Origin of the sequence: Paenibacillus sp. FSL K6-0276 (genome assembly GCF_037977235.1) — a bacterium.
Lineage (GTDB): Bacteria > Bacillota > Bacilli > Paenibacillales > Paenibacillaceae > Paenibacillus_AQ.
On record NZ_CP150276.1, the window covers coordinates 3,450,589 to 3,470,290 of the forward strand.

15 protein-coding genes are annotated in these 19,702 nt (G+C 43.1%); 3 read left to right on the forward strand and 12 right to left on the reverse strand.

What is annotated here, in order from left to right:
• Positions 1 to 30: 30 nt before the first annotated feature.
• From MHH52_RS16325 to MHH52_RS16345, 5 genes are all read right to left on the reverse strand, one after another.
• Positions 31 to 1,791, reverse strand: a complete 1,761-nt coding sequence (locus tag MHH52_RS16325) for a glycoside hydrolase family 36 protein (RefSeq protein ID WP_340003608.1) — start codon at positions 1,789 to 1,791, stop codon at positions 31 to 33.
• 27 nt (positions 1,792 to 1,818) lie between these two features.
• Positions 1,819 to 2,715 carry a carbohydrate ABC transporter permease gene (locus MHH52_RS16330; protein ID WP_340003609.1) on the reverse strand — a complete coding sequence of 299 codons (897 nt, stop codon included), beginning with the start codon at positions 2,713 to 2,715 and terminating at the stop codon, positions 1,819 to 1,821.
• Between the two features lie 34 nt (positions 2,716 to 2,749).
• Entirely contained in the window at positions 2,750 to 3,706 is a 957-nt protein-coding gene (locus MHH52_RS16335) for an ABC transporter permease subunit (protein ID WP_313637995.1), read from the reverse strand.
• A 66-nt stretch (positions 3,707 to 3,772) separates the two neighbouring features.
• Positions 3,773 to 5,506 (reverse strand): sugar ABC transporter substrate-binding protein, encoded by a 1,734-nt coding sequence (locus MHH52_RS16340; protein WP_340003610.1) that lies wholly within the window; start codon positions 5,504 to 5,506, stop codon positions 3,773 to 3,775.
• Positions 5,507 to 6,282: 776 nt separating this feature from the next.
• Positions 6,283 to 7,347, reverse strand: a complete 1,065-nt coding sequence (locus MHH52_RS16345) for a LacI family DNA-binding transcriptional regulator (protein WP_340003611.1) — start codon at positions 7,345 to 7,347, stop codon at positions 6,283 to 6,285.
• Between the two features lie 239 nt (positions 7,348 to 7,586).
• Between MHH52_RS16345 and MHH52_RS16350 the strand changes: the two genes are divergently transcribed.
• Entirely contained in the window at positions 7,587 to 7,799 is a 213-nt protein-coding gene (locus MHH52_RS16350) for a hypothetical protein (RefSeq protein ID WP_340003612.1), read from the forward strand.
• Between the two features lie 1,038 nt (positions 7,800 to 8,837).
• On the opposite strand, the gene MHH52_RS16355 is transcribed toward MHH52_RS16350, so the two are convergent.
• The 5 genes from MHH52_RS16355 to MHH52_RS16375 all read right to left on the reverse strand — a co-directional run bounded on the left by MHH52_RS16355 (position 8,838) and on the right by MHH52_RS16375 (position 16,650).
• Complete coding sequence (locus MHH52_RS16355) at positions 8,838 to 10,532, reverse strand: HAMP domain-containing methyl-accepting chemotaxis protein (protein ID WP_340003613.1); 1,695 nt, start codon at positions 10,530 to 10,532, stop codon at positions 8,838 to 8,840.
• A 265-nt stretch (positions 10,533 to 10,797) separates the two neighbouring features.
• Positions 10,798 to 13,446 carry a diguanylate cyclase gene (locus MHH52_RS16360; RefSeq protein ID WP_340003614.1) on the reverse strand — a complete coding sequence of 883 codons (2,649 nt, stop codon included), beginning with the start codon at positions 13,444 to 13,446 and terminating at the stop codon, positions 10,798 to 10,800.
• 761 nt (positions 13,447 to 14,207) lie between these two features.
• Entirely contained in the window at positions 14,208 to 15,398 is a 1,191-nt protein-coding gene (locus MHH52_RS16365) for an MFS transporter (protein WP_340003615.1), read from the reverse strand.
• On the reverse strand, positions 15,395 to 15,913 hold the full coding sequence (locus tag MHH52_RS16370; protein ID WP_340003616.1) for an NAD(P)H-dependent oxidoreductase: 519 nt from the start codon (positions 15,911 to 15,913) through the stop codon (positions 15,395 to 15,397). Before MHH52_RS16370 ends, MHH52_RS16365 begins: the two co-directional genes overlap by 4 nt.
• 29 nt (positions 15,914 to 15,942) lie before the next feature.
• On the reverse strand, positions 15,943 to 16,650 hold the full coding sequence (locus tag MHH52_RS16375; protein WP_340003617.1) for a pirin family protein: 708 nt from the start codon (positions 16,648 to 16,650) through the stop codon (positions 15,943 to 15,945).
• A 129-nt stretch (positions 16,651 to 16,779) separates the two neighbouring features.
• Between MHH52_RS16375 and MHH52_RS16380 the strand changes: the two genes are divergently transcribed.
• Complete coding sequence (locus MHH52_RS16380; RefSeq protein ID WP_340003618.1) at positions 16,780 to 17,667, forward strand: LysR family transcriptional regulator; 888 nt, start codon at positions 16,780 to 16,782, stop codon at positions 17,665 to 17,667.
• Between the two features lie 148 nt (positions 17,668 to 17,815).
• Here the strand turns inward: MHH52_RS16380 and MHH52_RS16385 are convergent, their stop codons facing one another.
• Complete coding sequence (locus MHH52_RS16385) at positions 17,816 to 18,142, reverse strand: hypothetical protein (RefSeq protein WP_340003619.1); 327 nt, start codon at positions 18,140 to 18,142, stop codon at positions 17,816 to 17,818.
• A 369-nt stretch (positions 18,143 to 18,511) separates the two neighbouring features.
• Entirely contained in the window at positions 18,512 to 18,742 is a 231-nt protein-coding gene (locus MHH52_RS16390) for an EamA family transporter (protein ID WP_340003620.1), read from the reverse strand.
• Positions 18,743 to 19,051: 309 nt separating this feature from the next.
• On the opposite strand from MHH52_RS16390, the gene MHH52_RS16395 reads away from it, so the two are divergent.
• A complete protein-coding gene (locus MHH52_RS16395; RefSeq protein ID WP_340003621.1) occupies positions 19,052 to 19,681 on the forward strand; it encodes a YfbR-like 5'-deoxynucleotidase in 630 nt (209 codons plus the stop codon).
• Positions 19,682 to 19,702: the final 21 nt, after the last annotated feature.

Sequence of the window (19,702 nt, forward strand, 5' to 3'; positions counted from 1 at the left end):
CCTTCCACAAATTTTTGATCGCGGTCGGGATTACGCTTCGAATACGGCTATGCCCGCCGGAGGGATCGCGATCGGATGAAGCCCCATCGCGAACACTGATTTGTACGTAGCCGTTACCTGGCCTTGGCAATCCCGAATGACGACGTTTCGCTCGCCCATACTTTCCTCGAGCTCGATCACGATTCTATCGTTAAGCGTGCCGTTGACGACGAACCACGTTTTCGGTATTCGGGATCCTGGATTCGCGACGATATCCGCATAAACGGCAGTAATGGCTTCGTTATCGTCGCTGGCAGTCACCAGCGGATAGACCAGCTCCGGATGCTTCGCGGTCAGCCGTCCGTCCAATAGAACCTCTCTCTTCTCGCGCCAGAATGACAGCCAGAACCGTAACATCCGGAGATGGGATTCGGGAAGTTGATCTAGCAAAACCGATACTTGTGGGACGGCAAACAACGTATTCACCAATTGCAGCGCCGCGTTCTCCGTCGGCTCTTCCGGATTCCACATGAGCGGATCGGCATGAACGGCGGTATCTCCCGCGAGCAGACGAACGTCCAGCGTACGTGAACGATTCTCCAACGCATCGTTTGGACAGTCCAGCGCACGGAACATATTGCCGTATTTGCGCATGAGCGGTCCTATGTACGATTGGCGGAATTCGATCATGATATCCGGTTTGATCGCTCTTAGCCTGGACATCACGTCGCTCAAGAGACGGTCGACCGCTTCCGGTACCGATTCGTAGTCTCTTCCTTCAATGTCGCTGGCTAATGTGAGATTAAAGCTGTCCACGAAATCGAGCTTAAACCCATCCAAATCCCAGTCCCGCAGAGCGTTCTCGTACGTTCCAATAATATATTCCCTGACGTCCGGGAATCGCGGATCGAGCACGCCCGCGCCCAAATCTTCGATTTTGCCGAGCAGCTTATTCTCGAACATTGGCCAAACGTTGCTGTGCTTGCCGACGAACGGAACGGAATACCAGAGCAGAAACTTCATTCCGATCTCGTGAACGCGATCGACATGCGCCCTCATATCGTGAATTTTGCCCTCGAACACATCCCAATCGCCGCAATAGGCGTACCCGCGCGCATTGTCTGCCGTTTGCCACCCATCGTCAACGATGACGGCTTCGCAGCCCAAAGCTTTGGCCATCTCGCATTGTCGTTCGACCGCCTCTGCCGACAGTTGCTGATGAAAGCTATACCAGGTCGCGTACATCGGAAGCTTTGCCGTATCAGGAACGGGGCTCGGTTCGTATCCCGGCATCGTAGACCACCATCGTTGCACATCCGCAAGACTTTCTTCGTATGGAATGTCACGCGTATCGATATGGAGCGTCGCTTCGTAAGACTGGATCGGCGAGCTCTGATCCTGAAACAGCTTGACAGAACAAAGAAAATTCGATGTTTCTTCGTGAATGCCCGCTTTCAATTCGACCGGATTAAGCGCGTCGGAAAAAGCAAACGTCATCTTGTTGTTTCCTTGGAAGCCGTAAAGGACGCAAACTGGTGCGGACGATGTCGCCTTCGAACGGAATCCATTCTCCCAGTCCACTCGAAGCCTCTTGTTCCGATAAAAACCCGGATGCCAGCTGGCGAACACATCGATAACCGGAAGTTTCCAGGTCAACTCCATCGTACCGGGAGTTCTAGGTTCATCGGACTGAAGTTTCATGTTCAAACGAATAATGCCAGTTGCCGATTGTTTCAAGGAGAGCGAAACATTAAAATCTTCTTCTCCTCCCGTCAAGGTAAACGTATAACCGCCTGAAGAAATATTTTGCACATCATAACTCCTCTCTATCGCGTCGGATTAACCTTTTACCGCGCCCAGCGTAATGCCCCCGACAAAATATTTTTGAAGGAACGGGTAGATAAACACGATCGGTAGCGTCACGACCATCGTAACCGCAGCCCGCAAGGTGACCGGAGACAACGTTCTGAATTTGGATTGCGCGATCTGCTGATTTTTGATCTCTTCGAACGATTCCACTTCGAGTAGCAATTTCCGCAAGTAAACCTGTAGCGTATCCCAATGTCCGTTCGAGTTGTACAAGACGACGTCGAACCAAGAATTCCAATGTCCGACCGAACTGAAGACGGCGATCGACGCGAATACCGGCAACGAAATTGGAATGACAATCCGGAAGTATATGCCAAGCTCATTGGCCCCATCGATGCGCGCCGATTCGAATAGCGATTCGGGTAAATTTTGCATATAGGAAGCCATAATGAGCATGTAGTACGCATTCAATAGGCTTGGGATCCAATAAACATGAAATGAATTGATCAACCCCAGCTTCACGATCAACATATACGTCGGAATCAATCCACCGCTGATGTACATCGTCATCAAAAACAATAATCGCATAAATCTTCTGCCCGAAAAATGCTTTATCGTGCTTAAATAAGCCAGCAAACCTGTTGCCATCACGCAGGTGGTCGTACCTACAAGCACTCTCAGGATCGAAATGCCGAACCCCGAAAACAATTTATTCTCGTGAAGCATGAAGCTGTATGCATCGAACGAAAACATTCTCGGCCAAAGAAAGATGCCCCCTCTCGCTGCATCCGCACCGTCGTTTAACGAGAGGGCCAGCAAATTCAGAAAGGGATATATCATGAGCACTGAAAAAAGCAACATAAAGCCGACATTGGCATAATCAAAAATTTTGCTTCCGAGCGACTTCTTTTGAAAAGACGAATTCATCGGGTCGCGCCTCCTGTCATTGACATATATCGTATTAAAAGATCGACGTATCCAGCACTTTTTTCGAGAACCTGTTCGCACCGAACACGAGAGTAACCCCGATAATCGCCTTCAATAGCCCGATGGCTGCACCGTACGAATAGTTCCCTAGCTCGATGCCGTATTTATAGGCATACGTATCGATAACCTCGTAGTACTCTCTCGTTTGCGCGTTTCCGATCAACAACTGCTGTTCGAATCCCGCGTTCAAGATGCCGCCGATGCCGAGTATCCAGAGCAGTACGATCGTCGACCGAATGCTTGGAAGCGTAATATGCCAGATCAGTCCGAATCGGTTCAACCCGTCGACTTTGCCGGCATCGTACATCTCCGAATCGACGCCCGCCATCGCGGATAAGTAAATAATGGTGGACCAACCGACGTCCTTCCACAAATTCGCTGAAGTGATGATCCCCCAGAAGTATTTTCCTTCGCCCAGATAAGAGATCGGTTGATCAATGATACCCCATCGCATTAACACGTCGTTCAAGATACCCTCGTTGCCTAGGAGGGCGAACAGAATGCTAGCCACGACAACCCATGAAATAAAGTGAGGCAAATAAGAAATCGTCTGAATCGTCTTTTTGAATCGTTTGTTATTCAGCTCGTTCAGCAAGATGGCCAGCACGATCGGCGCCGGAAATCCGAATAAGATACTCAGTCCGCTAATAGCCAACGTATTTCGCAAGACGAGCGAGAAGTCCGGCGAATCAAAGAACATTTTAAAATGGGTAAGCCCTACCCAATCGCTCTGTAAAATCGTATTGCCGGGAATATAGTTGACGAAAGCCATCAAAATACCATACATCGGCATATAGCTGAATATTAGAACCCAAATGATCATAGGGATGCTGATCAGCCATAATTGCCGTTCCCGATACAAACTTCTCATCGCGTTCCGAATTTTCATTTGCGATGGTGCCGTTGGATGTAATTGATTCAATTTGTTCACGCATACGCCTCCAAATCTTTTTTTTAACAAGAGGAAGGGGGGGAACCCCCTTCCTCCCGGGCGTCCTTACTTCCACTCCTTCAATCTTCTTTGGTATTCTTCCGATTTGAATTGTTCGATCTTGTTCAGACCCGCGTCATTCAACTTATCCTGCATCGCTTTGAAATTCGCGACGCTTTCTTCCTCAGTCTTGCTCATGACCGCTTTCGCCCATAACGTTTCTAGCAAATCGGTGATTTGTTTATCGGTTACTGCCAACGGATTGTTCGCCAGGATCGGAATGTTGCCGAAAGTATTGTCGTAGATTGTATCCTTCAGGTTGTCGTTCAACATTTTCTTCCATTTGGCTTCTTCATTGAAATTTTGATCGTACCAGTAGGTGCTCTTGCCGTCGTCCTTCATCGTTCCATCGGGCGAAACCAAATTTAATTGATCCATGCCGATCAGTTCACCGGCGTCATAGTCGAACGTCGAATCGAGAATCGCTTGCTTTGCAGCGTCGACGAAGCTTGGTTGGTCGTTCTCGAATTTCCAAGTGGATTTATCCGTATTCGGAACGCCCCACCCGATCAAACGGGTTCCGATATCAGTCATGGAGAAATCCAACCATTTGACGATGTCTTCAGGGTTTTTCGCTTTGTCCGTAATAATCGTCATATTGCCGCTTCTAGCATTTTTACCGGACATATACGATTTTTCCGCATTAGGCGCTTTCAGGGCATATTGCATGAAGCGCTTGTCTTCCGTCCATTTCGTATCCGCTTTTTGCCATAATTCGTGGCCGGCGTTCCAGCCGATCCACCAAGCGCCGACATAGCCCATGACGCGGTCGGTGGACATTTTCGCTTTCATGTTTTCGTATTTATTGATGAACGAGTCGGGATCAAGCAGGCCGTCCCTAAAAATTTTATTCATGAATTTCGTCAATTCGAGACCTTCCGGCGTATTGACCCAATGCGTCATTACACCTTCCGGCGTTACTTTATAACCTTCTTTAAGACCCCAAATGCCCGCAAGCGTCGGCACAGTATTGGTCGTAACCGGAGCGTATGACGTAAGCGCGTACGTTTTTTCTCCCTTATCGTTCTTTGGATGCTTGGCTTGCATTTGCTTCAAAATGTCGTAGAATTGGTCGGGCGTCTCGAATGTCGGGTTGCCCAACTCGTTCAAATAGTCATAACGCATATGTGCGGCGTAGTCCGGAATCGGCAATAGTCCCCAATAGCTAGGAAGCGCATACAACTTTCCGTCGGTTAAGTAAGTTTTGTACAGGTCGCCAAGCTGCTCTTTGATATGCGGAGCATACTTGTCGATGAATTGACCAAGCTCGATCGCCTTGCCTTGGGCAACCCATTTAGATACGGTTGCTTCGTCCATACCTGCGATAACTTCAGGATAATCATTCGATACGAGCATCAGGTTTTGTCTTTCGTCGCGTTTAACGTCGTAAACGAGCTTGTTGATTTTTACGTTAAATTTATCTAGGATGTACTGCTGCAGTTGCTTGGCGTTTTTCCCCGCTTTATCCGGATTGGCTTGACCCGCATAATAGCTAAATTCAATCGTTTTCTCCGGGAGTTCCCAACCAAACTCGTTCGGTTTGGCCTCCGGATTTGTGGATGCGGATTCAGTAGTGGATGGGGTAGTTTGCGCCTCATTGCCGCCGTTATTCTTATTCGAGCATGCCGCAAGTGTGGACAGGACCAAGATTAACGCTAGAACGACCCTTAAGGTTTTTTTCACAGAAATCCCTTCTCTCGTTAGAAATAAATTGACATCCAACAATGACACCGCTTTCATTGCGAATCTTAAAAAAAATTCTCCTCCTTCCCCACGCACTGACTTTCCCCTTTTTTCGAACTTGATAACATTGTGTTATTTAGTAAAACAACAATGAATACGACTTTATTTTACCTATATTTTAGTAAATGTCAATACATTTACTGAAATATTCTACCTACTATGCAGCATCACCTGAATATCGATACTCTTCTAGGTGAATTGAAATTTAACAAACAAGCGTGGACAGGACCAAGATTAACGCTAGAACGACCCTTAAGGTTTTTTCATAGAAATCCCTTCTCTCGTTAGAAATAAAGTTGACATCCAACAATGACACCGCTTTCATTCCGAATCTAAAAAAAAAGCTCCTCCTTCTGCACGCACTGACTTTCCCCTTTTTTGAACTTGATAACAATGTAAAGCATGTATATTTAGTAAAACAAACAATAAACATGGCTTTATTTTACCTATATTTCAGTAAATGTCAATACATCTACTGAAATATTTTACTTATTACATAGTATCACTTGAACATCGATACTCTTCTGGGTGAAATAAACTGCAACAATAAGGTATTTAGGTGCTGGATAGGGGCAAGGACGACTTCACTGCTTACCATCTGAGGGAGGAGAAACAAGTTGCTTCAGGTTTGGAAGAGTGAGTGCTTCCTCATGCAAGATCGAGCGAACGACAGCCAATACATCCAGTCCCGAGTTAGGCTATCGTTTTTATCGAATTTAAATTCAAATGCCAGAAGCTCAGGAACCGCATAACGGTTCTTCAATACTCGGCATTTAGCTCATAGCATCACTATTTAGTAAATCAATACTAGTACTTCCGCTGTCCGATCCGCAGCTATTCCTGATGACAAGATTCGTAGGTATTGTGACATGAAGAGGAATTTCACGCCCATTGAAGCGATCGACCATTAATTTTACGGCTGTCCTTCCCATCTCTTCGGAAAATACTTTTATGGTTGTCAACGGAGGAGTAACGAAAGAAGCGAACGGAATATCGTCAAAGCTCACGATAGAAATGTCTTCAGGTACTTTGAACTTGAACTCGCTCACGGCCTTCAACGCCGCAATGGCCATTGGATCGCTCCCAATCAAGAAAGCTGTAGGTCGATCATCCTGTTCCAATGCTTGTCTCATGAGCGCATACCCTTCCTCTGTTCGCCATTCCCCCACAAAGATGTGCTTCGGATTATAATATCCTGCTTCTTTCATAATCGCTTCGTATTCAAGTTGACGAATATCCATAGCATAACATCTACCGTTTATCTTACGAATGTAACTGATTCCGCCGATATAACCGATTTTTCGATGACCAAGCGCGATGAGATGATGAATGGCTTGGCTAGTCGCCTTTTGCAAATCGATCATGACGGAGTCGAATTTATCATCGATCATGTAGTCAACGGAAATAACTTGTTTCATCCGTGTCAAGTGGTTTAGAAGCTCGTTGTGTACTTTGCCGATGACAAACAAACCATCCAACTCGTTCGAGTCGATAGCATGTTCGGATTCATCCATGAGCCGAAATATCTTGGATACGTTGATGTTTTGTTTAACGCATTCTTGTTCGATTCCTTGTCGAATAGACAAAAAGTAGGGGTCTGAAAACTCTAATTGCTCCGAACACGTAATAAGCAGCCCTACGTTTTTCTTCACTATTTCTGTATCAACCGGTCTTTTCGAACGGATTCCTCCCTTTCGGTAACCCAATGCTTTAGCCGCCACGATGATTCTCTGTCTCGTATCTTCTGAAACCTGCAATGTATAGTCTTTGTTCAACACGCGCGAAACCGTAGCACTAGAAACTTCCGCTTTTTTTGCAACATCCTTTATTGTGACCATTTCACCATCACACCCTCGGTTTAATTTACTAAATATTTTACCAACAAGAAATGTAAATAGCAATGGAATTTATTTGCTTGTTAAACCTAAGGATAAGTCTTATGCCTGCGTGACGAATCCATCTACGCCGACCGCGCCAAGACTGCAACCTCGGACAAGCGTTCTGACTAACAGAACATGATTAATGATAGTAGTAAAGGACTGTTTCAAGCCGTCATCGTAGAAAGGACTCAGAGGATGTGATTCGAGTCGAAGGCGGCATGTCGATGATTATCTCCAAGGAACTGTTCCAGCAAGTACAAGATAAGATGGATGCCAACAAGCACGCGCCTGGTAGACAAAAAGCTAAAGAACTTTTACCTTCTAAGTGGGCTTACGATTTACGGAGAATGCTTGAGGAACCTTGGCTACGATTACGCAATGATGGGCAATACAAAGCATTGCGGACGTAACAAGCTGAAATACCTCATCTACCGTTATCGGTTACCGTGATCGTACCAAAGCCTGTAAGAATACGGAACTTCGGCGCGAGTACATTGAAACCTACGTTCCGGCTGAACTGCTAGATAAAATTTTTAACGACGATGCAATTCCAGTTTTAGAAAATTCAACTGATGGGAGTTCCAAGCGAATAGGACGTAACCTAAAAAAAACGAAGGAGCAAGGCTGGAGAAGAATTTACGGGAGACGGAAAAGCAGATCGACAAACTTGTAAATGCCATCGCTGGCGGCATGGCACAAGTTGCACTACTGCAGAAGTTGGAGAGGTTGGAGAAGCAGAAAATTTACATATACGACTACTTTCATTGCATTCATTCTCCTTTGTATGGATTATTTTTGGCACAAAAAAAGCAGGTACACTATCAATGCGGCATACCTGCTTGGGAAAAGCTGTTCGATTGGGTATTTCTCATTTGAAATTTGTTGGCCTACGTAACTCCAAAACTGACTGAGCAGCATTCCAGAGCTTATCATCTATGATTGCGGGATGAGCGTCTTTTACGATGATCCATTCTACCTCAGCATTTCTGCTGCCTTCTACAATGCATTTTTTATTCCATATGCGATGCCGCGATAAGCCTGGTTGCTAAGAATAGAAAGCACAGTTGAGGGTGTCCACCGTCTCCAACCAGCACCTATACGATTCAGTTCACGCATAATACGCTTTCCGCTCCAACCTTCAACAGCCCCAGCTCAAAAATAATTCTGACAATCCCACCTCTTCATTCGGTCCCAGGCAATACGTGACTTTGGCACCATCACGTTTCCGGTGATACCCAAAAGGAGCACGTTCTCCGCAAGCATTTTAACCATCACACATAGTCCAAAACAGTCGTTAAAACGAAAAAAGACACCGATTAAGGTGTCTTTTCTGTGTGCACCATATGGAGGCGAACCGTGGCTGTACAGAACCACATTTCGCCGCCGCGTGATGTTGAGATTGTTTCGGGAGGTAACTTTGGCCCGTATGATTCACTGTACTATTCATTTTACACTTTAAACTTCATCACGAGAGCCTCCAAGCTTCGAGAATCTTTGCTAAGCATGTTAGTAAGTGAAGCAACCTCCTGAACTAAAGAGTTTTGCTTGGCTGTCATATCGTTCACAGCTTTAACTCCTGTAAGCGATGCTTCAGCTACAGTTGCCATTTCGGTAACAGATGCTGCAATTTCTTCTGAGCCTGCCGCCATTTGTTCGCTGATCGCAGAAACCTCGTGAACTTGGAAAGCTACTCTCTGAGTGGATTTCAAAATGTTTTCAAAGGATTCGATTGCTTCTTCCATCTTCTTTTGGCCCGTCAATACTTCTCCCGTCACTTGCTGCATCGCACGTTCAGTTTCTTGAGAGTCTTTCACAATATCTTGCAGCAATCCGAATATTTGCCCTACTGAAGTAGAGGAATGCTCTGATAATTTTCGGATTTCGCTGGCCACTACCGAGAAGCCTCTTCCATGTTCGCCTGCTCTTGCCGCTTCGATTGAAGCATTTAACGCAAGCAAATTCGTCTGACTCGATATTTCCGTGATGGCACTAACAATTTTCTCAATATGAGAAGAGCGTTCTTTCAAATTAGATACAATTTCTACTGTTGAACTTACAGAATCGCTAATTTGGGCCATCTGCTCGCTAACTTGCTGTATAAAGTTCACGCCGCTTGCTGCTTCTTTCTCCGTCTCAATTGCGGCATTAGCAAGATCCTCCGCGGATTCAGCGACACGCTGCACACCTGTAGACATTTCATTGATTGCATGAGAAGCATCAAGTGTGCTTTGCACGGATGTTGTCGCCCCTCGCTCAATACTGGCTCCCTGTCTCGTAATTTCCTCCGTCGCACTTGCAGTTTCTTTCGTATTTTCAACCAGTTTACTCGACGAACTCAATACACTACGGGAGGTATCACTGACATCTTTAATAATGGATTGCAGGGTTTCCAACATAGCATTTAAAGATTTCGAGATTTCTCCGATTTCATCCTTGCCGGAGTAATCCAGTCTTCCGGTTAGATCACCCCCGCTCTGCGCAATTTCGGCGATTTTTTCATTAACTAACTTAAGCGGTCTCAACTTAACAAAAATAATAATAAATATTGCAAGTAATGCCAGGAATGTAATTATAAGCAAAAGCACAGTTATCGTAAGCATCAAGCTTGCTTCTTGCTTTGCAGTGTTTGCTTCATTTTCCGCTCTAATATTCATCTTTTGTTGAAACTGCTGCTGCGGCTCCATGATGGTCTTTTTGTTTGCATCGTAATTGCTGTCAAACATGAGCTCCCGGGCTTTGGTAAAATCTTTGCCTTCCACAGCTTTCATTGCCGCATTTTCCGTTTTGACAAGAGCATCCGAATTTTGTTTTGACTGTGATATAAGATCCAGCTCTTCTTTGGGCGCACCCAATTCAGTTAATCTCTCCACTACATGATCTCTCGTTTTGGTCTCATTTACTTCCTTCCAATAGTTGTCATAGTGGACTTTATCTCCGAACTGCACGAAAGCTCTTGCTTCGTTCGTCAAATAGTCCGAGGAGTTGGCTAAATCGATACCTAACTGCTTAAATTCTGCTTGCCTTTTTACAGTGACGCGTTCCTGAGCTACGCTCTTTTGAAGGTTATAAATACTAATTCCGTTCAGGACTGTCAGAAAAATAAAAACTCCACTCATCGTCTTAAGCCAGGTAGAAATCTTCATGATTAGCCCCACTCCTTTATTATGAAAAAAGACCTTTTTTATATTATCGGTCGACTTTATTCGACAATAAATAGGTCTTTATGCCTATTTCAAAAGATGTGGTTTTTTAATCTAACTACATTTCGTAATAAACCCACGTATGTGTATCATGTACTATTGAAGCTAACTGGAATAACACATCATAGAGTACAGAGCATGAAACAAAAAAGCAGCTGTCACAGAAGAAACTCTGCGTCAACTGCTTTCTAAGTTCAAAGTTCTGATGCTAATCCAGCTTCACTTGGTATTGAATAATCTTGTTTCTACCTGTCTTTTTAGCTTCATAAAGCGCCTCGTCGGCATGTTTGATCAATTCCGTAATGGAATCATCATAAGACAACTCAGCAAAGCCAAAGCTCGCAGTAACTTTTCCTGCCGTTTTGCTGGTGTGAGCTTCCATTTGCTCTCTTATTTTGGATGCCACATTATATGTTGATGTGGTTGATGCACCTAACAGGATAACTATGAATTCTTCTCCGCCCCATCTGCATAATATATCCCCGCTTCGTAAACAGCTTTTTGCAATTTCAGCAGTCTCAATCAGAACCTCATCACCAACATTATGCCCATAGGTATCATTTATTTGTTTGAAATTGTCCAAATCAAAAATAATCAAGTAGACCGAATTATCGGCCTCCCTGCACTCTTTAACCTTTTCAATAGCAATTTCATAAAAATAAACACGGTTATAAACATTGGTTAATCGGTCGGTATACATCTTTTCGATCATACTCTTTTTTTGTGCCTCGGCTTCATCGACATTGATCAATATTCCCTCATAGCAGAATTTTCCGTTATCCAATTCTTTTTTTGTCAGCTTCATCTCAGCCCAGAACGGAGTACCTTCCTTGTCAATGAACCGGATTTTGTCAGCAAATTCAAACTTACCTTCCACAACAATATCTTTAATCTTAAAGTAATCTTCGATATTAACGTGGAAAGAATCAGGGTTATTGATCAGAGCAGTCTTAAATTCCTCCAAGGAATCGAACTTAAACTGCTGCAAGAAATAAGCGTTGGCATATTCGAAGCTTGTATCCGGAGTCGTTATGAATATCCCTACTGGTATACTTTTCACCAAATTGTCAGCCATGTTTTTAATGTTCTGAGCCAATATCCCGATTTCATCCTTACGCTTTGCTATCGTCATATCCATTTCTTTATACAGCGTTGTTTCATTAACAACTCGTTGGAGTTCATTGAGCGGTACCATAACACTTTTTCTAAGGATATAAATAAGCAGAGCCAGATATAGGAACATAGGCATAAAAATGAGAGATAAACTTGTGCCAACATTTCGTATATAATAACCGGAGGTCTCATAGAAAGTAACCGCATAGCAATCCGTCCCATGAATGGGGGCAAACGCAATATAATGATTCCTATTTTTATCAAGCTGAATGGAAGCCGGCTCCGAGTCTTCATTCAATCGTTGTGTGAGCCAATTGACCGCAGAGTCGTTCAAATCGTCACTATACATTGTCATATCATCACTCAGCAGATTTTTGTTGATATTCTTTGTGTCATAATCAATAACCACTTGACCTTCTTTGTTGATGATAACGGATTTCATGCCTTGTTTCTGATTCGCATCAAAAATGCTTTTGATTTTGTCGTTTAAGCCCACGCCAATGTCAATTGTCCCGACTGAATTTTCTCCATCCATCACATTTGTCACTATATATATTTTATTCAATAGGTTATACCTGCTTGAGTCAATTAAGTATGTAAATGTATCGGGATTTACAATTATTTCTTTAAACCGATTGCTTTTGGCAAGTTTTTTATAAGGTTTAAAATCGTAAAAAACTGTATTTTCATCAACCTTGTATACATTTCCCGACTGAAGCAGTACGATATTGAACATGTTGCCATTAATAAATTTCGAAGCATCAGATAATTCTTCAAAAGCCAATTTCTTAGCTATTAAATCATCATCATCTTTCATCCAATTCATAATAGAATCATTTAACGACGTTTTCACAGCCAAAGCAGCTCCAATTTGGAAATAGGCACTCAAATCTGCCGCAAGCAACGCATTATATTGTTGTGCATCGTCCAAGGACTCCTCACGGACAGTTGTTCTTTCCTGATTAAGAACGGCAACACCCCCTACAAGCAAAACAATTACCGCAAAAAATCCGATGGACAACCAAAGTTTCGTTTTAATGGAGTTTTTTAATTTTACAGTATTTGTAGCTTCGCCTTGGGAAGCTTTATGTCCCTTAAGGATAAGCAGCATGGAAGCAGGTACTGCTATACTAAATAAATCCAATCCTTGAAACTTGTCTGAAAATATCAATGCCAACATGGGCAGCGCCATATAAGACAGCAAAAGGAAACTCTCTCGATAACCCAAAGCTTTCCGGTAATAGAGGACAACTGCTATCTGTATAAAAGCAAAAATAACCATCCATAAAGAAGCCAGCCACGACAGGCTATTCAAATGAAACCGATTGTAATCATCAATGTAGTAGTACATATTGTTAAATTGCGAAATGATGAGGCACGCAATTGCAGCACTGCATACTCCGTAAAACATATATAGTAGGCTTTTCGGAGTCTTGATTTTGTTTGAGATGATGTTGATCGAATAATTCGCAAAGAATGCGGTGGCAAGGTATCCAAAAAAGTAAACGCAAAAGTTGGACATGCTTACTGCATAATGACTGGAAGGCTGTGTAGTGCTTTCAAATGTCCACGACAAAGCGTTGCTTATCAGCATTGCCATATTACTGCAAAGCATAAGAATAAAATACCGCGTCTGACTTCTATTTCGAAAATCATTGAGTGAAAGAATGACAACAATGGCCAACATAATGATTCCGCCAAAAATCTCAAGAGCAATATTTATGTCATACGGAATAGGAGACATTGTCATCCTCCATTTAGAATACATGTTAATGACATTATAAGTACCTGTATAAACAAGGCGCAAGCTTCTTTTTTGGGGAATGCGGATAATGAATGCCGGTACGCAAACCTAATGCGGAAGAAAGCGGTGCTATACACCTAACAGAATCGATCTAACATGAGCTAAACTGCGCACATATAACGCCATTCCCCAATCGAAATCGACCATGGCTACAAAAACAATCGCAATAATCCTCAACCTCATGTAGTTGTGGATTTACATGGTGGAGCCGAGCCGTGGCTTGGCAAATCCACAATTCGCCTGTTATCATAAAACCCTTGTCCTTCTGCACAACAGCCTTATTTGATGCTCAACATAGTAAAAATAGGCTGCCTCCAGTCCCCTCTTACGAACCATTTCGAGATTGTCTGCACATGCTATCAGTTCACCGCGTTGGCTGTAAAGGCAAGTCTAAAGGCCATCCTTTGTGGGATGGCCTTCTCTTTTTAGACATGCGAAAGAATCAAAAAAAAAAAAAAAAAAAAAACGGTCATGCAGTCGGATTATATTTCATGTGAGTTAGTAGGTTTTATACCTCGTATATTGTTATCCAAGTGTCTACGCTTGATCTCTTCCAACAAAATTTGTAGAAAATCTTCATCAGAATTTAATTCAACAGCAGCAAAGTAACAATTTATCAGATCATCATCCTTGAGCATGTACAACACTAAGATTCATCCCACCCAACAATTAACATAAGTTATCCTCCAATGTTCGATATATTAGTCGGCATCGTAGCTCTTGTTCGCGCTTCCGAACCTAACGATTCCCGTAACCCCCAGAATCAAAGGAATCATAAGGAAGGATACAAAACGATATATCCATGGAAAACCGATTGCATCGACAAGACCTCCTAATACCATGGAACTGATGGAAATTCCAAGGTCCATGCCCATAAAGAAATAACTGTTCGCCATGCCCCGAAAGGAATGGTCCGCCTTCTCAATCGTCAATGTCAATAAAGAAGGCTGAACCAATCCAAACCCAAGTCCGAATGAGATCGCTGCGGCAATTAGCATAATGTCACTGCGGGTATAAGACAACAGGAACAATCCGATCATGGATAGCGCGAGACCCGATGCAAGAACTTGTCGATAACCGCTCTTATCATACCAAGTTCCGGCAAACGGTCTCGTTAAGGCAGCCATCGCATAGCAGACGACATAAAACCATCCGATATGCTCGATGTGCTGATTCTCTCCATACAAGCTGAGAAAGGAAAGGATACTTCCATAACCGAATGCATAGGTCATCATCGCGACAGGAGGAAGCAGGATGGATTTGTTCGTCGGCCAGAAGCGTGGAGATGCTTGCTTACTCGTGTCTTTTTTTGTCAGCTTGATCGCACTGCTAAGGGCCAGAGTCAATAGAAGGAACATGAGCGATACTAGAAAAACGAGTGCGATGCAATCGGTTCCCGCCGCCAGTCTCAAACCGAGACCTGGAGCAAATGCGAGCGCCAATAGACTGGATAGTACGAAATAACCCATCCCTTCTCCTTGCCGCTGTTTGGGAACAAAGTCGGAAGCGATAGTGGCTAAAGAAACCGTTGTAGCCCCCCATCCCAAACCCAGCCATATACTCGACATGTAAATCCAAATTGCACTTTTGGCAAAATAAAAACTGACAGCGGCAATGGAAAACAGAATGATTCCAACAAGGAATAGAGGTCTTCTGCCCAAGGTATCAAGCCCCTTTCCGATAAAAGGCCTGACAAGTACGGCGGCAAGTGTCGCAATGCCAATCACATATCCGGTATGTGAAGGATTCTCGCCGTTTGCTTTCATATAGAAAGGCATAATCGGCAGCAGCATCTGAAATGCGGCAAAGATCAGCAGATTCGATAAACAGACGAGAACGAAATTTCGCGTCCAGAACGTTTTCTTTTCTTCCTCAACTGAATTGCCTGTCATCCCAATATTCTAGAAGCATATGCTTCTGCATCTCGATCCAGTTCCTCATCTGTCAAGTTTTTGACTCCGTAGAGCACATCCAAGAGCTTATACTTTCCTTGCGAACGATGAATCGTGACCTGAAACGGTCTCAATAACTCCTCGACTGTAAATAAGTTGATTCCCTCAGGACGATAATATTCCTTGGCTCCGCCTGATGTAACTGCCAGGATAAATTCCTTCCCCGCTAGGCTGTTTCCGCCTGGACCATAGGACCAACCAAATGCAAGCACATCCTCGAGCCATTTTTGAAGCAAGGCAGGCGTACTATACCAGTGCAACGGGAATTGAAAAACAATCCGGTCATGCTCAAGTAAAAGTTGCTGTTCTCTCTGAGTGTCAATATGCCAGTCCGGATATGCTTTGTATAACTCATGTACAGTAATTTCGGAATACTTCTTTACGTTTTCCACACGGCGACGATTCGCTCTCGAGCTTTCAAGATTGGAATGGGCAACAATGACTAATGTTTTCATAAAAATCCTCCATTATAAGTGAAATTCGATTAGCTTTGAGGCAAGTCAATGATCAAAATGCGGGCATCCTCTATAGCATCAATCGTCAAATGATCCAAATTAGTGATCCAGGCAGCATCGCTTCTCTGAAAGAAGCTCTCCTGATTCAATAAAACCTTGCCATCGATCAGAAAAAAGTACGTCAGACGCTCTGGTTTTTGCTCGTAGGAAAGTGAATGATTCGCTTCGAGAACAGACATATAAAACGTCGTATCCTGATTAATATAAAGCGTATTTTCCAGTGATGCCCCCGATACAACCGGTAAAAGAAGGTTTTGCATGCTTTCCGGCTCGAACTTTCGTTGTTCCCAAGACGGGGTTAAGCCGGATTGATTCGGAAACAGCCAAATTTGCAGCAATCGAAGCGGATGGATATCGGAATCGTTATAGTTAAAATGTTCAATCCCAGTTCCTGCGCTGATTCGTTGGATTTCTCCAGCATGAATGAGGTGAACGTCCCCTTGCGAATCTCCATGCCGTGCTGTTCCCTCAATCATTATCGTCACGATTTCCATTTCGCGGTGAGGGTGTAGACCGAATCCTTCATTTGGTTGAATAATATCGTCATTAAACACCCGAAGTGGTCCGAATTTGATTCTGTCAGGATTATAATATACCCCGAATGAAAAAACGGATTTGCTTTGTAGCCATCCGAAATCTGCCTTCCCCATGTCTTCGCTTCGTATCACATCAATCATATCCATCACCTTCTTTCATAATTTCCGACTTTTGTTTTGATGAGTTCATGGTATCATTGTATTTTTTATATGTAAAATATATAGTTTATTGGTATACTATATATAAAATATATCGAAAGAGGCTCATTAATGGAATTGAGACAGCTCAAATATTTCTTGGCTATTGCCAAGGAAGGACAAGTTACCCGTGCGGCTCAAAATCTAAACATGGCGCAGCCGCCCTTAAGCATGCAGCTGAAAGCGTTGGAAGAGGAACTGGGTGTCGTTTTATTCGAACGAACGAGGAAACATATGCAGCTCACACAAGCAGGGGAACTTCTGAGCATACGTGCGGAATCGATTTTTCATCAATTGTCAGAGACGGTTACGGAACTTAAGGAACTTCATAACGGAATAACCGGTACTTTGATGATTGGGTCAGCCCTTTCCTGCAGTCCTCTTCTTCCGCCGCGCATCCAGTCATTCCGGGCAGCCTATCCGAAAGTAAAATTTCGAATTTGGGAAGGTGATCCGAATGGATTGACGCTGCGGATCGCAAAACGCGAGATCGACATCGGGATCATCCGACTTCCTCTGGAAACGGAATACGATTCCAATCAGTTTGAAATCATCAAGATCAAAGAAGAGTCGTTTGTGGCTATTTTACCGCCCGAGTGGGACCCGGACCGAACAAACTCCGACATTCAACTGGCCGATCTGCAGAAGATGCCTTTCATTCTTCTTCGAAGCGAGAACGCTACCGGTACTCAAGACATTATCAAAGAAGCGTGCAGACGTATCGGATTTGAACCCAATGTGGTATGCGAATGTTCAAACATAAGCACCATTCTCAGCATAATAAAGGAAGGGATCGGCGTAACTGTTCTCCATAAGGCAATCGCTTCATCCATCCATTTTCCGCTCAGCATTAAAAATTTGACAGGAACCTCCATCCGTTCGGAAATCGCTCTCGTTTATCTAAAACATCGCCTTTTGCCCAGAAGCGTTCAGCTTTTTATAAACACATTCAAAGAATAAGACTACGAATAAAACAGGTCACTTTGCGGTTATATGTAACCATCAAGTGACTTGTTTTTTCAGTCCTCAGTTAAAAAACCATTGAATCTATAAAGTAATCATAGATTCAATGGTTTTTGTGATTTTTGACGGTATTTGATAAGATTGTCTATCCTATAACACCATTATTCCTTAAATATTTCATTACATCTTCTTTATTAAACCCATTATTCCGAATAACTTTGGAAGTGTCGTGAGGAGCACCTTTTAAGGCAGTAATTCCTTTCTGTAGATCAATGAGGACTAGTGCGGTTTTTTCAGAACTGTTCGCCATGCCCCGAGAGGAATGGTCCGCCTTCCCAATCGTCAATGTCAATAAAGAAGGCTGAACCAATCCCACACTGCTCAGCAAGCTCGGGGAACTGGAGGCGCAGAAACTACAGTTCGAGCAGAAGCTTCTTGCAGCTAAGGACATAACAGAAAAAGCAGCCATCACAGAGGATACTCTGCGACAACTGCTTTCTCAGTTCAGGGACCACATCGAAAAGCGAGACATTCCCGAAATCAAGAAGTTCATCGCCAGCTATGTGGAAAAGGTAATCGTCTACGAAAAGCATGTAGAAGTTATCTTTAAGGTCCCCGTTGTGGATTTGTTGTATGGAGGTGAGGGGAGTCGAACCCCTGTCCGAATATATCACTCCATAGTAGTGATATTCCCAACGAAGATTCACTAAAGAATCATTGTTCGCTTATATAGCATTTTTCGTTGATACGTTATCAATATGCAAAGCGGATGAAACGCCCTTTACAACGACACAATAAATGCCTATGATCACTAGAATTGACCCCATCAACATACGGATCGTTAGTTTTTCCTTAAAAAAAGAGTTGCTAACAAGCCAGTTAAAATAGGAGTCATAGCTAAAATTATTACATATGTTGTTGGATCAGCTGTTTGCAATTGCAATCCCTTAAAAAAGGACCATTGATTTATAAACACATCAATAACACCTAGAAATAAAATTAGTAGTAAATCCGATTTACTCACTAACTTGAAATTCTTTTTGAAAGACGTTATTCCAACTAGAAATAACACCGGTCTGTTAACTGGTCAAGACCCCATTTTATAGCCACAGTTTTCCCATAAAAACCTAACACCAAAAAAAATAGATCGCCCCTCGTAAGGTACGCGGTCTATTGTACTGACGGTCAGTAAGCATCGGTTCTTCTTTATACTTAGTATAACCTCCATACTTTATTCATGCACCTGATTCAGGGAAAATATAAACACAGCACATTACAGATTCTATAATCTACTATTTCGGTTTAATTCTCCTATAACAAATCATCCCTATACTAGGATAAGGTAATACCATCACTTTATATACAGAAAGGATCGACACTTATGGGGATTCACACCTATTTTCAATCGCTCAACGATCTCGAACGTATTATTCGCTGTCCAGGTAAATTCAAATTTGAAGAACACAGTGTATCTGCTCATTCATGGAAAGTTGTGCAATATGCTAAAACACTAGCCGATATTGAGGAAAGTAATGGCGTAACTGTGGATTGGAAAAAACTTTACGAAATTACAAGCAGCCACGATTACGGTGAAATATTTATTGGAGATATCAAAACTCCCGTGAAACATTATTCTCTCGAACTTCGTGGTATGCTCCAGAAAGTAGAAGAAGGAATGATTGCACATTTCATTGACGAAAATATTCCTGAGGAACTCAAATCGATCTTCCGTAGACAATTACGTGAAGGTAAAGATGATTCCGTAGAAGGGTTAATTCTTGAAATGGCGGACAAACTCGATCAAGTCTACGAAGCCTTTACTGAACTAAGAAGGGGCAACACGGAGAAAGAATTTGTTGTCATGTACCGCGAGGCATTGATTAAAATCAAGAACATCAAACTACATTGTGTAGATTATTTCTTGCAGCACATACTTCCTGATCTTGTTGAGGAAAGTTCCAATTGTCCTGTTGATATCAAAAAGATTACAAAAGAAGCATTAGACTTCTAAGTGTCTTTTCTATAACTCTCA